The sequence below is a fragment of the Rufibacter glacialis genome, assembly GCF_008271745.1.
Classification (GTDB): domain Bacteria; phylum Bacteroidota; class Bacteroidia; order Cytophagales; family Hymenobacteraceae; genus Nibribacter; species Nibribacter glacialis.
This window is the reverse complement of record NZ_VKKZ01000019.1, coordinates 300258-314669: the sequence shown is the minus strand read 5'-3', so window position 1 is coordinate 314669 and position 14412 is coordinate 300258. Positions and strand designations below refer to the sequence as shown.

Sequence of the window (14412 nt, the reverse complement as noted above, 5' to 3'; positions counted from 1 at the left end):
ATGACACAAATACTTTATTTGAACTGAAGCATCAAAAGCAACCATAGTTTATGAAAGCAGCACTATACCTACGCGTCTCAACTACCAAGCAGAACACTGACCCCCAGCTTAGTGAACTTTCGCGCTTAGGCAGGGACAGCATGGATGTAAGTAATATCATCTTAGAACTGGGTGAGCTAGGCGTCTGCACCCAGGTAGTGAATAAGAACCTGCGCTCTCTGAACAGGCAAAGGAGGAAGAACAGTGTCACCATGATGATTTTGGGCATCTTAGCGCACCTTGCGGAGATGGAGCAGGAAATTATCGTGGAGAGGATTATTTTGGGCCAGCAGGAGGCCCAGTGCCAAGGCAAGCATATATCAAGGCCTGAGGGGTCAGTGAAGGGCGTAGAACAATTCCTTAAAGAGAATAGGAAGGTGGTCGAGTTCTTGCGGCATGGAGGGTTCTCCATCAGGGAGATAGCAACCCTGTGCTACGTCTCCGCCAAAACGGTTATGAATGCTAAGCACGCCATAAGTGCAGAGAGTGCGGTAAGTGCAACAGCAGTGAGACCTGGAATAGGTTGAGCAAGCCCTTATCGCCCTTGCATGTGTAATAAAGATTTAGATCCTAGGCCATGGTTTCACTTTCCATTACCACAATCCACAGGGCAGGCCAACGTGTTCGCAAACAAAAAAATCCTCCGCAAAAATGAACCCACCCGGTCTGACCCAGGGCGTTCCAAACCATGAAACACCCCCCACCCCATCTGGATAAGGCACAGTTGACTGTTTACCTCGGCCTGTCACTCCTTTGCACTAATCTGTTAGAGCAGGGAACTAACTTACGCTACATCCAGACAATGCTGAGTCCCTGAAGCAGTAAGGCCACTTAGAAAAACACCAATCTCACCACAAACGCCCGGAGGACATCCCAAGCCTGCTTGACAGCCTTTAAAATATAGTTATATTAGAGGTAATTTATAATCAAGGAAGTAGGTAAATGCTATCTACTAAAGAAAAAGGCAATAAACAGGAGTGCGAACTGCTACCAAAGTACTAATAACTGTTTGTCTTTTTATAAAGTATTATCTAAATTTTAAATCAAACCCATTCACGTATTAACACATGCTCCTACCTGATGAAATTAAATATATAGAAAAAGAAATAAAGAAAACAATTTCTTCAATATCACACGAACACTTTCAATACATTATGAACAGTTCATTCTCAGGCTACGAGGAAGAGCATCAAGGTTGGACTAACTATCGGCTTCGTACAAGGTTAAGAGATTTATATTATTTAATATTAACTTACTTAGAAGCCAAAGGAATGCCACTGCTACTTCAAACCTACAGAGAGAAGTTTTCTAAAGTAATAGAGGATGACGGATTAATTTTAGAATCAGAAATGGCTCACCCTGAAGGAGATCATGAACTGAAATTAATTATAGGCTTTAAGCAATTCCTAGACCCATTTAAATATTTTGATTACAACCAATCCAAAGAAGATGAAACTAAAAAACTAATTTCTATTTTAAAAAATTCAGGTTTCATCATAAAAAATACAAAATCAAAAGTTGCTAATGAAGCAGATATATACAACGAAGTAAAGTGGGTAATAGGGTTGTATTACCCAACATGTAGGAGAAAAAACAAATCATCTTTCATTCAGGAGTTTAAAACATACAATCCTGACATCTTAATCCCTGAATTAAAAACTGCAATTGAATTTAAATATATCAAGAATAAAACAGACAATTTCGACAATTTCATTGACCAAATAAAAGTAGATTCTGCAAATTATACAGATGATTATAGATATGAAAAATTTATCGCTGTTTTCTATATTAGTGATATCGGATTAGCCACACCAGAAAGCATTGAAGTTGCTTGGAAAGCGAAAAAAATCCCAAATAATTGGGAACTCGTTATAACAGGTGATAATATCACAAAATAGAAACAGTATGCAATATTGAATTAATACGATGAAGTCATCTATACGAAACTGATATAAGCAAACAGAAAGATGAGAGAAATAGTCATAGATAAAATTCAATATTTCTACAAAGATAGGATTGATTATATAGAATCTTGTCTTAAAGAATTACTTTATATCGAATTTAATATTGGAATGATTGGTGTTTCTAAGACCTTGAACAAACCAGATGAAAATGGAGTAATTTTTCTTAATAAGTCTATCGGCTATAATTCAAGGTTAATCATTCTGGAAATATTTGAGGATTTAAACTGTTCTTTAGACTTATTGAAGTCGGCATATTTCAAACAATCAAAGCAAATTTTACGAAATACACTTGAGTTGACAACTCAATTGTTGTACACAGAATCACTCATTAAAGAAAGCCTAGAACTTAGCCCTTGGACAAATGGCAAAAGAGGCACGGACAAGTTATTTCAAATGACTGCATTTTTAAGAAAAAAGGTTGCTCATGAAATCAAACCTAAAATTAAAGAAATTGAAAAGTTCTATAATTTATTAAATCAATCTACTCATTCTCATAAGGCTCAACTAAATTCCAAGCAACTTGGGAAGTTTGATGGTATAGGTGTATTTGGATTTGAACACACCGAGTTTCAGAATGCATTTGTAATACTATTATGCTGCATAAATATTACCATTCATTTAATAAAACACTTTTATGAGAAACTACCAAAAGAACCTCTAAAAGATGAACTAATAAATAAATTAATAAGTATTGACCAAAAATTAGAAATCTTTTCAAGTGAAGTGAAGAATTACAAAAAAGGTGATTATGAGAATGGAGAAGGATATTTAATATACAAGAAACACATGCAAATAAAAGGCACATCAATATTGTATTCCTACTTAGCAAATTATAGAATACATTGGCCATCTAAAGTTAAAGGAAAACAGGTTGACCATAAATTAATATCAGATGCTATTGACAATGAGATGATAAAAAAGAAAATACCTAAATATAACAACAGCTAAGAAGTTTCAAAAATATTTTAAGCCAAACAGGTGAGCATCATTAAATAAATTAAGAATGAAATTTGAAATCATAGTCAATGATATATTTGATAACATTAAGTTAGATGACTCTTTAAGTCCGACTTCCAACAAATCTGTTCTTGGCATAATCAACGACTTTGAAAACGGAAAATGGAGATATGAAAAGTTTCAAAATTTTGTTTGGGATAATATTACAGAAACAGCTTTAAGCCATGGTGAGAGAAAAGCGTTGCTGAGTGATGGTGCAGGTTCAATTCTAGCAGAGTCTGCAAAAAAATTAAGGTTAGTAGAATCTGTTGATGCAATAGGAAGAGGTAGTGAAATAGCTGAAATTGTACTTTATGGAATTATGAAAAACCATTACTCTGCACTTCCAATTGTGCCAAAGATTTTTTACAAGCAAAATACAGGAGATGAAGCTAAAGGTTCTGACAGCGTTCACATTGTCATAGAATCTGAAGATTCATTTTCGCTTTGGTTTGGAGAATCTAAATTTTACAACAATATTGAAAATACTCGATTAGACACCATTGTTGCCTCGGTCAAAGACTCTATTAGCTTAGAAAAGATTAAAAAAGAAAATAGTATAATCACCAATTTAAGTGACATAAACGATTATGACCAGATTTCTGATGATTTAAGAATAAAAATTAAAGCAAGTCTTTCACAAGGAATATCAATCGATAAAGTAAAACCAATTTTAAATATTCCAATTTTGCTTTTATACGAATGCGAACAAACAAAATCAGGAACTGATTTAACATCAGAATACAAGCAAAGTATTATTGATTATCATCAAGACAGAGCAACACAATACTTTAAAAAACAAATTCAAAAATGCACAGATGTTCATTTATATGATAAAATAAATTTCCATATTATTCTGTTTCCAATTGCAGATAAAAATAAAATTGTTGATAAATTCATTCAAATAGCAAAAGCCTATAGAGATTAAACATGCAAGAACAAATTTTTAACCAGTGCCATGTAATTAACGGGCTTCTAATTAACAACCAAGAAAATCGAGCCAGACAAGAACTAATTAAGCTATTGGATTATCATAGCATTAATAATTTATCCTACAATCCTTTAATAAATCATTTAATTAGAGAAACAGGACTTTTCCCCTATTTAGAACCAGAAACTTCAAATTGGGAAGAGAGATTCGTTTATAATGCCTTTAAGGTTGACGTAGGTGAAGACAAACCGTTAACTCTCCACAGAGAACAATCCTTTTTACTTAAAAACCTTTTAGAAGGTAAAAGTATTGCTGTAAGCGCACCAACAAGTTTTGGAAAAAGCTTTGTGATTGATGCTTATATCAAAATCAAAAAACCAAAAAATGTTTTAATAATAGTTCCAACATTAGCATTAACTGATGAAACCAGAAGGAGAATATATAAAAAGTTCGCAAATGATTATAAAATAATCACAACATCAGATGAAAAATTGGAAGATAAGAACATATTTATTTTTCCTCAAGAAAGAGCTATAAGTTACATCAATAATGTTGAATCGTTTGACATTATGATAATTGATGAATTTTATAAAGCTAGTAGCAAGTATGATAAAGAACGTTCTCCTAGTTTGATTCGGGCTATGATTAAATTTGGCGCAAAATCTAATCAGAAATATTATTTAGCACCAAATATCACGTCTTTGGATAGCAATCCTTTTACTGATGACATGGAGTTTATAAGATTGGATTTTAATACTGTTTTTTTAGAGAAGCACGAATTATACAATCAAATAAGTGGCAATGAAGAAAAAAGCAAAAAACTTTTAGAAATATTATCTCAAAATAAAGGAAAGTCTTTAATATATGCTGGAACATATTCTAATATAGATAGTTTAACAAATTTATTTCTTGACAATTACGAGCCTGCAAAAAATAAACTTCTTGAAATGTTCGCAGATTGGCTTTCTAAAAATTATGATGTCAATTGGAGTTTAACAAAATTAGTCAGACGTGAAATTGGCGTTCATAATGGGAGATTACACCGTTCACTAAGTCAAATCCAGGTAAAACTATTTGAAGAAGCAACTGGTATTAGAAACTTGATTTCAACCTCCTCAATTATAGAAGGAGTCAATACTTCGGCTGAAAATGTAATAATCTGGAGAAATAGAAAAGGAAGTGTAAAATTAGATGATTTTACCTATAAAAATATTATTGGTAGAGGCGGTAGAATGTTTAAGCATTTTATTGGTAAAATATATATTCTAGAAAAGCCACCAGAAGAAGGTCACACTCAATTAGAAATCCTTTTTCCAGAAGAGCTACTGGGAGATTTAGACGAAAATAAATATGAAGGCTTGTTATCAAAAGAACAAGTTGCAAAATTAAAAATTTATAATAACGAAATGGCTGAACTCATAGGAGTTCAGGTATATGAAGAATTAAAATCTGAATCTGCTTTCCAATCAAGCAATTCTGAATTAATTAAAGCGATTGCTATTGACTTAACAAAGAATCCGAACGAATGGAATGGATTGTATTATTTGAATGAGTTTAATCCAAAAAACTGGGATAGACTTTTATATAAGATTATAAAATTACAACCTGGAAACTGGGATACAGGTTATAAAACCTTTGTTGAGTTCATTAAGATTATAGCATATAACTGGACTAAATCTATACCCGAATTATTGAAAGAACTTGAAGATTGCGACGTAGGTATCGATAAGTTCTTTCTTTTAGAAAGAAATGTAACCTATAAGTTTTCAACTCTTTTAAATGACTTAAACACCTTACAAAAAAGAATATTAAAGAATAAGCAGTATGACATTTCTAAATTCATAAGGTGGTGCTCCCACGCATTTCTACCCAGAGTTGTATTTCAACTAGAAGAATATGGTTTACCTAGAATGATTTCAAAAAAAATTCACGAATCCAAAGTTATTGATTTCTATGATAGCGAATTGACAATTCATAGTGTAGTTGAACAACTTAAAGAAATTGGAAAAGAAATGACCATAGAAAGGACAAATAATTTAGACGAATTTGATAAATACATTTTGGACTATTTCTTTGACGGAATTAAAATAACGAACTCTTAACTAGCTGTATAAGTGATAGAGGGTTTGATAGTAGTTCGAAAGCCAGAACTTTTATGGCACTGTGACAAATGGAATGTTAATCAGCCGACCCCGCTACTACTCATGCAAAAGGTCACTAGAGGCACAAGAAGCTACTTAGTAAAGCTGTCCATTCCTTGAAGATGGCTAATCAACCCCAGATTTAATGGTCTGTGAACCTCGCACTTTCTGTAACTCCTACAGGACATAGCTATCTGCTTCCTGTTCATCGGACAGCGCCTCATTCAATTCATCTATGTTCTTATTAAAGGGTTTATTAAAATTTTTATTACTTTGTTTTAAATATTCAATAAACCCTTTAATTTTTTCTTCAGCAGGAAGTCGGCAATGTCCCAACCTTCCCCTCGCTCGGTTTCAGTGGCTATGTCCTCCAAGGCCCTGGAAACTTTTACCCTTTGCTCGAGGTCTTTTTCCAAAATCCGTGCCTTCTCTTGCCATGCCAGGAATGCATCGGCGTCAGGAATGAGCGTTATGTTCCGCCCTTTTAGGGACAGGCACTTCTCCATGTTCAGTTGGGATATACCTCCGCTGGCGAGCCAAACATACTCGTGGTAGTAGGCGCTGGCGATAAGGGCGGACTTCTCGCTCTCCACGATAACCACCGGTTTGCCGGGATATTCTCTCAGGAGGTGCTCCCCGAATAAGCATTGACTTAGCCGGAAGTGGGGGTCATTTACAAGGCAATGTGCCCAGTGTATCCTGCTGCAGGGTTCCTTTACACGTTTTCCCGTCTGGAGGTCATAAAGCATGACCTTGCCAGTGCGTACCCTATTTTCGCAGTCCACCTGCCAAAAGACCGTGGCTCCGGGCCAGTATTTGGAGGTTCCTATAAGGTAAAGGTCAGCTAACTCCTTAGCGACATCCGCCCCAAAAATGTTAGTCAGGAAAATAAAGAAGTGGTTCCTTTGGAAAGCCTTCCTACTCGCCTTCACCAAAGAATGCTTTATGTAAGAAGGTGACTTTGGTTTGTGCTGCATTGCCCTCGGGGCTGGGGCCGAACTGAAGGAAATCCCGTTTCTCCGCAGATACTCACTGGGGCTTAGGTGGTACCCGCAGCTCCCCTTTCTATCACACAGCCCGACCGACGGATGTAGGGTCTCCCCTGTTTCTCTATCTACGTACCGGGTGAAGCGCTTCCTCTTTCTGCACTCCGGGCAGTCATAACGGCTACCCGGCCCGCTGTAGCGCTGGAGGTTATATTGGTATGTATTCATCCCTTTTTCTTGTGATGGCCCGCATTATCCGCACTATCCGCATTTTGCCCAGGTGTGAAGAAACCCAAAGTGCAGATAGTGCGGGAAATGCAGAGGTGCCTTAGATAAGTTTTATGTATTTGCCATGCCCTGTGTTCCGGAAGAGGGTTGCCTTATTGAGGAAGTCTGCCAGTGTGCGAGGCTTAATCCCATGGTCCAACGCCAAGTTCAGGGCCTCTGCTTTGGAGAACTCGTTGGGCAGAGATTCATAGTACCTCCTCCTGTCCTCAGGCAGGCTGTCAAGAGGGCTATAGTTGGTGATGATGTCGTTGACCTCGGTGCCCGTGCGGCGAAAATACTCCGTGAGCATAATAGCCCCCTGCACGGCCTGAGTACCTACCCGGTCTAAATCCCCCTCGCAGGTGGCCCAGATGGCAGCTTGAAGGACAAGCGACAGTCTGATGCATTGGGTCTCCATCTTTACGTACATTCCCGCCAGTGAATCCGTGGGGGCGGAGTTCACCAGGTCGGTATTGTATCTCTGCCATTCCGAGAGAAGGGCATGGCCCGCAGGTGAGTAAAGGAGGACTTTCGGGCTCGGGCTCCCTTCCTCGTTCAGTTCCATGGGTATTTCGAAAAGGTTATCCATATACTTCTCCCACTCCTCCTCCACGGAGGAATCTATCTCAACCTGGGACCAGTATGCCTTCTCCAGATTCTTAGGCTTTGCGAAAAGGAAACGGTCTAGGAAGCCGTTGACGCTGCGCCCTCCTTTGGCCATGCTTTCCAGCATGCCATCCTGGATGGTGCCTACGACGGCCACAAAGGGACTGGGGATATTGATGGGCTCTCCGGACTTGCGGTCCTGGATAAGGTGCTTCTGGCTCCAGATGGTTAGCCACATCTCCTGCTCGCTCCCTTGGCTGTAGCGGTTGAAGTTGTTGAGGTACCCCATCAATTCGTCCATGTAAAGGACCAGGCCCCTGGGGTTGTTCTGTAGCACCTCCAGCAGCGCCTCGGGTGTGCTGTCCTGGATGACGCTCTTGCTGACAATCGGCTTGTCAGGCGGCGGCATCCCACCTTTATCCTTTTTATGCTGGGCCAGTTCCCGTTTGTATTCTTTCATCTCCTCCCTGTGCGTAAGGTACAACCCCCTGTCGCGCTTATGCAGGGGACTGAGGGCGAACGAAAGCGGATGGCTTTTGGCTGTGCCGGGCCTACCCACTAAGGCCATATAAAGCAAGGTGCTTTCCAGCCAACCCTTCTTCACCTGTACTTTAAGGGCATTACCTACGGCAACACCCATGGCCATGAGCAGGGAGCTGCCCGTGAAGTCCACCGGATAAAGGAGATAATCCCAAAGGTCTTTAATAATCTTTTGGAGGGGCGCTGGGAAGGCCTCCACCGGAAACTCCACGTGGGCTTTTACTGCCGTGGCGGACAGAAACTGTTGCAGGTTGAAGGAGCTATGCACGGCGCACCCCCTTCCTTGCGGCTGACTGGATTTGGGCGGCGGTCTCCTGCCGACCTTCCATGACCCAGTCCCACAGGTCCTTCCTGCGGAACTTCAGGTGCTTCCCTGCTTTGAAACAAAGTATCTCCCTGCGGCTGGTCATCCCGTAGAGGGTGTTCTTGGGAATGCCGAGAAACTCCGCCGCCTCGGTTACGCCCATAGGTCTGTCATCCGCGGGGGAAGAGGTAAGTAATTGCATGAGCCTTTGCTCAAGCGACTCCATCTTGTGGAGCATGGTTGCTACCGCGTTGGGTAGCTGGTCAAATGTTAATCCTGTCATCACGTATCGTTTAATTATATTAACGACACAAGATTAGGCTTTAATCAGGCGGCAAGAAATAGGTAAGAAGTTCTTACCTTACTTACCTATCTTACCCCATTTGTCCACGTCAACTCCGTAAAATGGCGGGCTCTTTGAAAATCCCTCAAGTATGATTGACCTTTCCGCTTTTTCATCATTGAAATGGTTCGGGAACACCTCAAATAAGAAATCAATGAAATATGGCCTTTTTGGCCTTATCCCATAAAGTTCTTTGTGAATCAGGTAATATGTGCGCAGGATATGGCGTTGGGAGACATCGACATTGGTTATTGGGTTAAGGCCATCAGGCAAGCCTCCCTCCTTTACCATCCGCAAGGTATATTCCACCAATCTATGGTAGTCCTCCTGGTCCATGATTTTCCTGCCAACCGCTATGTACCCCGAAAGGAATCCCAGCCTCTTTAGAACAATGGCTTTTTCAGCATCAAATTTATAGTCAGGGTTTTCATTTAGATTATGCGGGACTAGTTCCTTTTCATCTGGAACGAACTCAATTTGGGACTTCATCTTCTCTTGAATCAGAATCTCTAATTCTCTGCCTGACCTTTCTTTGAAGCCATAGCTGAGGCTTACCCAAGCCCTTAGCCTTTGGTTGAATGAATCAATGTACCCGGGATGGGACCTAATCCATTTTCCCATAGCCTTTAACCTTTCGTAATCCCCCTCATCCCATCTGTTATGGGTGCTGGTTGGGTCATTATAGGTCTGGACAGTGGAGATGAGGTAATCCAAGAAAGCGGTTGGGTCTCCCTTTGGGGTTGCCCGGGCTATGTAACCTCCATACTGGAAATCAAGGAAGGCCTCCACCTCACCCGGGGGGTGCCGCTGAATCCAATGGCACAACCCTACCTGGATGGACTTCTCATTAAAATCCTCAGGGGTGATACAATTGAAAGAGTACTTGTCATGGTGGGTGTACTTAGGAATCAAGTAAGGGTAAATCTCGGAAAAAGCAGGTTTAATGGTGAACTGCTCAGGTGGCTCAGGGACATAGGAAAAGTAGGGGTGTCTATAGACAATAGTGGAGTAGAAATTATAGTAATACTCTTTGTCCCGGGTGATACCGTCGTCAAAGGGGAGCCATTCCTCTGAATGCTCAAGTCCGTCTTCCATTATATCTGCCATATATCATTATGAGTTTATTCAGGCTTCACTAAGAAAGAACGTAATACGGTTTTTTCAGAAATCAGTTAAATGTGAGGCAATTTGGCGCTTAGCATCGTCCTCAAAGCTGTCGAGGTAACTCTGCGTAGTCTTCTCTGAGGAGTGGCCTAGAGACTCAGAAATCATGGCCGTAGACACCCCTGCCCTTTTCAGCACTGTAGAGAATGAATGCCTTGCTGAGTAGGTGGTGACATTCATCTCAATCCCCACCTCCGCTGCTATCCTCTTCATGTACCTATTGATGCTTTTAATTGCCTGTGTCACTGCAGCCATCTCCCTATCGGGAGTATGCCCCTCCTGCAGTATAGGGAAAACATAGGAATTTGCTAAGGCCGGCTTGTTGCCCCACCTTTCAATTATTTTGGCAGACTCTGCCAACAGTGGCACCTTTATTACCTTCTGGTCATGCCGGGTAGTACGTTCGGTTTTAGCCCTTATAAAGGAAATCGTTTCCTCGGTAACTTGTCGATATCTTAGGCGAGCGACGTCCTTTAAGTTGATACCGTTACAGAGATAAGAAAAGCACCAGTAGTCACGGGCTTTAGCCTCGCTGTCGTGCCTCGGTTCATAGGCGAAAATTTTGGCAATCTCCTGCTTGGTGAGGGCTTTTTTGGTGTTACGCCCCGCAGGTATCTGGTATTTTCTTTTCCCAAACGGATAGATTTCTGCTGGAATATCTCCTGATGCCATTGCTTCGTTAAATAAGGCCCTTAGATTTCTTAAATATATTCCAATAGTAGTACTTGATTTGCCGGATTGAATCATCCATCGTTCATAATCTTTGAGAAATGCAGGAGTGATTGCAGCAAATGGAAGAGGTTTCTTCTTTTTCAGCAAGTTCTCTTTTTTAGCTGTTGCCTCTTTCAGTGTTAACCCTTTGTTCTGAGTGGTAGGCTCCTTAAGGATAAATGAAAGCAAGGAAACTTGAGCATTCTCATAGGTTTTCGCTGTGCCAACCTGTCCATTTTCAACTAACCGATTTACCGCTTGAGAAAAAGAATCAAACACATCGTTATAAGTATCCACCTTGGAATATGCTCTTTCAAAGGCATCAAATGAGAATACAGGCAATTTTTTTATCACCTCGGTGGCATGGGCTTCCATTGCCCGCAACGCAATTTGAATTTCTTTAAACTCTCCCCTCGCCCGCTCAGCCTGTGTCTTTGCAAAATCTTCAGCTGTTAAGAAGTAAGCTGTGGGAAAGTATTTTCTTTCTCTAAGATGGGTAAGCCTTAACTTAACTGGATAGGTGCCATCTTTTCTTGGCCTTCTAGTATCCAAAAATATAGTAGTTAATACTCCTGCCATGGGTTTGTTTCTGATTTATTTTCACACAATTTGCACACAAATCAGAGAAAAAACAACAAACACCCATAAACAACTAACCAACAAGAGCACTAAAATCTGCTAAAACAAACTAAAAACAAACATTAATATATATCAACAACAACCGAGGTGGTGACTACGAATCAGAAGGTTTGGGGTTCGACTCCCTACGCGACCACAGAAAAGCCCTTTAGCATCACGCTGAAGGGTTTTTCGTTTTTAGGGGTAAAACTTAGTAAAACAATTAAATTTAAGCTGAATCTATATCATACTCACGCCTAATAGGTTATCATTTCTTCACTCTTCCCTAAAGTAATACATCTGACACTCTAGCATGTTGTTTGTCTGACTTTTATACCTATTGATTATAGTTCGCTGACGAGTTAGAAGGTATATTGGAAGATAAGACTGATAGTGGCCCTACTCAATGTTTGTCTTGGTATATTTGCTTTGTAAATAATCATCAGTTCCTATGAGGAAATACCTGTTAATTTTTCTGTCTGCACTCCTGGTTTTGAGCTGCAAAGAGGAAGAGCTAGAGCCAGACCCAAGACAACTGAAGAATTGATCCAGGGTGATTGGTTTGTAGTAAATGAAAAGTACGAACACTATAACTCATCCAACCAGAAGATTCACGAAAGAGGTGGTATCACTAACCATGGGGAAGCATTCATAACAAATAGGCACTTCAGGCAAAACCATTCTACAGGGACATTGAATTCAGGATTCTACTCAATCTCTGACATCGCTGGCACCAAGTATATCTACATTGACCACGACGATGACTCATCTTCTTCAACGTTCTTGCTCCATATTGTAAATGAAACTGAGATGGTGTGGATGAGGGAATCATATAATCAGTATTATTATAATGGGTCTGGCATGGTGCCTTCAGCTAAGATGTTGTTCTATATAACCTTCAAAAGGAAATCAACACACAAGCCATAACACCATCAATATGTCATGTATTCTGGAACAACGATAGCAGGCATCAATGGGCCTCTTAATGATGATACTTCACATTTGATAGCAGAAACCACCCCGCCCTACGTGTATCTACAACCAAACTTCGTAGCTTTATTCAAGCAACCCAACCGTACTCGTTGATTGATGCCGCCTAAGAAGCTTTTCAGGAACAAATCCCTCTTATCCGTTTGCCTTTTCCTGTTGGGTGGAGGTTGGCTGTCGCTCGGGTTTCCAGGGCCTGCAAAAGAATCAGCGGCCACCGTATCTCCTTCCAACCCCACCATTGCTCCCGCCCCAGAGGCAACGGACAATACCGCCATCACCACTCGGGACAGATCGTTGTTTGAGCAGAATCTGCCCTCTGGGTTTCCTTTGCCGGAAGCAAGCGACTGGGTGGCGCAGAGGCTTTTAAAGGAACACGGGGCGGTTTTCGTGGCGCAGGACAGCGTGGTGCACATGCCTTCGGTGATTTTCGCCCATGCTGAGGACTGCGCCCATTGGCAGGCCCAGGTAAGCACCCGGCGGGAGAAGATCGGTAACATTCCCGTGGAGCTGCAGACGGAGGCGATGAAGGCCCTGCTCGCGGCCCGCCAGGAGGCCGCCCAGAAGAACCTACGCATTACCCCGCGCGGCACCTGGGCGGCCCGGCGCAGCTACCGGGACACGGAAAAGATATGGAGCCGCCGCGTGCTCCCGGGTCTTGCCCACTGGCAGCAGCGCGGAAAGCTGAGCGCTCAGGAGGCTGCCCGAATCCGAGGGCTGGAGACAAGCAGCCAAATAAAGGAAATCCTGCTATTAGAAGCCCAGGGGCTGTATTTCAGCAAGCACTTCTCTAAGTCAGTCCTTTCTTCGGCTTCGCCGCCTGGGGCTTCGCAGCATATTGCCATGCTGGCCCTTGATATAAACGAGCACAGCCAGCCGACGGTGCGCGCTATCCTGGCCCGGCACGGCTGGTTCCAGACGGTTATCTCAGATTTGCCGCACTTTACCTATCTGGGCACAACCCAAGAAAGGTTGCCCGCGTTGGGCTTGAAGAAGACGGTGAAACACGACCGGGTTTATTGGACGCCTGCTTAAGGGCCAGTAACTGATGCCCTGCAAAGAGTTCGCTAGTCCTTCTCAGGGAATAGAGAGGTAACGGAAGAGATAATCCCTGGTAGGAATTTCATGCTTTTAGACCTTTATCTGTGGTATGGGCCAAAGAGCAAGACCTTTTATTTCCGCATGATCTTTTCCAGGGTCTTTCCTTTGGCCAGTTCGTCAATCAGCTTATCCAGGTAACGGATCTTCTGCATGAGCGGGTCTTCTATTTCTTCTACCCGGTACCCACAAATCACCCCTGTGATCTTTGCCGCATTGGGGTGTAAGTGGGGGGCCTGCGCGAAAAAGGTTTTAAAGTCTGTCTTCTGGTCAATTTGTTCCTGCAAGGCTTGTTGGTCGTATCCTGTCAACCAACAGATGATGTCATCTACCTCTGCCTTGGTGCGGCCTTTTTTCTCGGCTTTTGAAACATAGTGCGGGTAAACACTGGCAAAGGCCATTCTATATATCCGGTGCTCTTCCATTTAATTTAATGACACGCTTCTGGTCTTTGTTCAATAGGTTTGGTAAAAATTAACTCCGGATGGGCTCAACGTACTTAATTCACCGTTGGCAAGTTCACCCACTATAGCTAGCACATACCCCAGTCTGCCCATTATAAATATTAAACCTGTTTTTACCTACTATGATCCTTCTAACGGAAAGGGTTAATGGTAGCAATAATGGGGACTTTAAGGGATTTACCAAATAGAAGAATTCTTACCAGCCTTTACCTGGTAGAATACCATTAACTGATATATTCTCAGAAGGGGCAAG

General features: G+C 41.5%; 12 protein-coding genes and 2 pseudogenes. 6 read left to right on the top strand and 8 right to left on the bottom strand.

Translation table 11 applies throughout. The features are described from left to right. Window positions 1–50 precede the first annotated feature (50 nt). A pseudogene (locus FOE74_RS21685) lies at window positions 51–344 on the top strand (recombinase family protein); the annotation flags it as partial. A gap of 128 nt (window positions 345–472) precedes the next feature. Here the strand turns inward: FOE74_RS21685 and FOE74_RS21680 are convergent. Further along, complete coding sequence (locus FOE74_RS21680) at window positions 473–559, bottom strand: hypothetical protein (RefSeq protein ID WP_225840737.1); 87 nt, start codon at window positions 557–559, stop codon at window positions 473–475. 547 nt (window positions 560–1106) lie between these two features. Here FOE74_RS21680 and FOE74_RS06025 point away from each other — a divergent pair. The 4 genes from FOE74_RS06025 (at window position 1107) to FOE74_RS06010 (ending at window position 6032) form a co-directional block, all read left to right on the top strand. Next, window positions 1107–1937, top strand: a complete 831-nt coding sequence (locus FOE74_RS06025) for a PD-(D/E)XK nuclease domain-containing protein (protein WP_149097694.1) — start codon at window positions 1107–1109, stop codon at window positions 1935–1937. 69 nt (window positions 1938–2006) lie between these two features. Beyond that, window positions 2007–2951 carry a hypothetical protein gene (locus tag FOE74_RS06020; RefSeq protein ID WP_149097693.1) on the top strand — a complete coding sequence of 315 codons (945 nt, stop codon included), beginning with the start codon at window positions 2007–2009 and terminating at the stop codon, window positions 2949–2951. Between the two features lie 55 nt (window positions 2952–3006). Beyond that, window positions 3007–3927, top strand: coding sequence for a HamA C-terminal domain-containing protein (locus FOE74_RS06015; protein ID WP_149097692.1), 921 nt, complete (start codon window positions 3007–3009; stop codon window positions 3925–3927). A gap of 2 nt (window positions 3928–3929) precedes the next feature. Further along, window positions 3930–6032 (top strand): DEAD/DEAH box helicase, encoded by a 2103-nt coding sequence (locus tag FOE74_RS06010; protein ID WP_149097691.1) that lies wholly within the window; start codon window positions 3930–3932, stop codon window positions 6030–6032. Between the two features lie 317 nt (window positions 6033–6349). Here the strand turns inward: FOE74_RS06010 and FOE74_RS06005 are convergent, their stop codons facing one another. The 6 genes and pseudogenes from FOE74_RS06005 to FOE74_RS05985 all read right to left on the bottom strand — a co-directional run bounded on the left by FOE74_RS06005 (window position 6350) and on the right by FOE74_RS05985 (window position 11571). Beyond that, a complete protein-coding gene (locus FOE74_RS06005) occupies window positions 6350–7048 on the bottom strand; it encodes a DUF6371 domain-containing protein (RefSeq protein WP_188686448.1) in 699 nt (232 codons plus the stop codon). A gap of 48 nt (window positions 7049–7096) precedes the next feature. Beyond that, window positions 7097–7285: pseudogene (locus tag FOE74_RS21675) on the bottom strand (PG0870-related protein); the annotation flags it as partial. A gap of 100 nt (window positions 7286–7385) precedes the next feature. Further along, window positions 7386–8738, bottom strand: coding sequence for a DUF3987 domain-containing protein (locus tag FOE74_RS06000; RefSeq protein WP_149097689.1), 1353 nt, complete (start codon window positions 8736–8738; stop codon window positions 7386–7388). After that, window positions 8731–9057: a helix-turn-helix domain-containing protein gene (locus FOE74_RS05995; RefSeq protein ID WP_149097688.1), complete on the bottom strand. Its 327-nt coding sequence runs from the start codon at window positions 9055–9057 to the stop codon at window positions 8731–8733. The genes FOE74_RS06000 and FOE74_RS05995 overlap by 8 nt, the downstream gene beginning before the upstream one ends. A 78-nt stretch (window positions 9058–9135) precedes the next feature. Then, entirely contained in the window at window positions 9136–10224 is a 1089-nt protein-coding gene (locus tag FOE74_RS05990; RefSeq protein WP_149097687.1) for a hypothetical protein, read from the bottom strand. Between the two features lie 54 nt (window positions 10225–10278). Then, entirely contained in the window at window positions 10279–11571 is a 1293-nt protein-coding gene (locus tag FOE74_RS05985; RefSeq protein WP_149097686.1) for a site-specific integrase, read from the bottom strand. A gap of 1128 nt (window positions 11572–12699) precedes the next feature. Here FOE74_RS05985 and FOE74_RS05980 point away from each other — a divergent pair. After that, window positions 12700–13632, top strand: coding sequence for a hypothetical protein (locus FOE74_RS05980; RefSeq protein ID WP_149097685.1), 933 nt, complete (start codon window positions 12700–12702; stop codon window positions 13630–13632). Window positions 13633–13769: 137 nt separating this feature from the next. Here the strand turns inward: FOE74_RS05980 and FOE74_RS05975 are convergent, their stop codons facing one another. Next, entirely contained in the window at window positions 13770–14096 is a 327-nt protein-coding gene (locus FOE74_RS05975; protein ID WP_225840698.1) for a DUF2200 domain-containing protein, read from the bottom strand. Window positions 14097–14412 lie beyond the last annotated feature (316 nt).

Bases quoted from the DNA above. Each gene is read 5' to 3' on its own strand.
- FOE74_RS06025 (WP_149097694.1), top strand. From the start codon at position 1,107: ATGCTCCTACCTGATGAAATTAAATATATAGAAAAAGAAATAAAGAAA.
- FOE74_RS06020 (WP_149097693.1), top strand. From the start codon at position 2,007: ATGAGAGAAATAGTCATAGATAAAATTCAATATTTCTACAAAGATAGG.
- FOE74_RS06015 (WP_149097692.1), top strand. From the start codon at position 3,007: ATGAAATTTGAAATCATAGTCAATGATATATTTGATAACATTAAGTTA.
- FOE74_RS06010 (WP_149097691.1), top strand. From the start codon at position 3,930: ATGCAAGAACAAATTTTTAACCAGTGCCATGTAATTAACGGGCTTCTA.
- FOE74_RS06005 (WP_188686448.1), bottom strand. From the start codon at position 7,048: ATGCAGCACAAACCAAAGTCACCTTCTTACATAAAGCATTCTTTGGTG.
- FOE74_RS05995 (WP_149097688.1), bottom strand. From the start codon at position 9,057: ATGACAGGATTAACATTTGACCAGCTACCCAACGCGGTAGCAACCATG.
- FOE74_RS05990 (WP_149097687.1), bottom strand. From the start codon at position 10,224: ATGGCAGATATAATGGAAGACGGACTTGAGCATTCAGAGGAATGGCTC.
- FOE74_RS05985 (WP_149097686.1), bottom strand. From the start codon at position 11,571: ATGGCAGGAGTATTAACTACTATATTTTTGGATACTAGAAGGCCAAGA.
- FOE74_RS05980 (WP_149097685.1), top strand. From the start codon at position 12,700: ATGCCGCCTAAGAAGCTTTTCAGGAACAAATCCCTCTTATCCGTTTGC.
- FOE74_RS05975 (WP_225840698.1), bottom strand. From the start codon at position 14,096: ATGGCCTTTGCCAGTGTTTACCCGCACTATGTTTCAAAAGCCGAGAAA.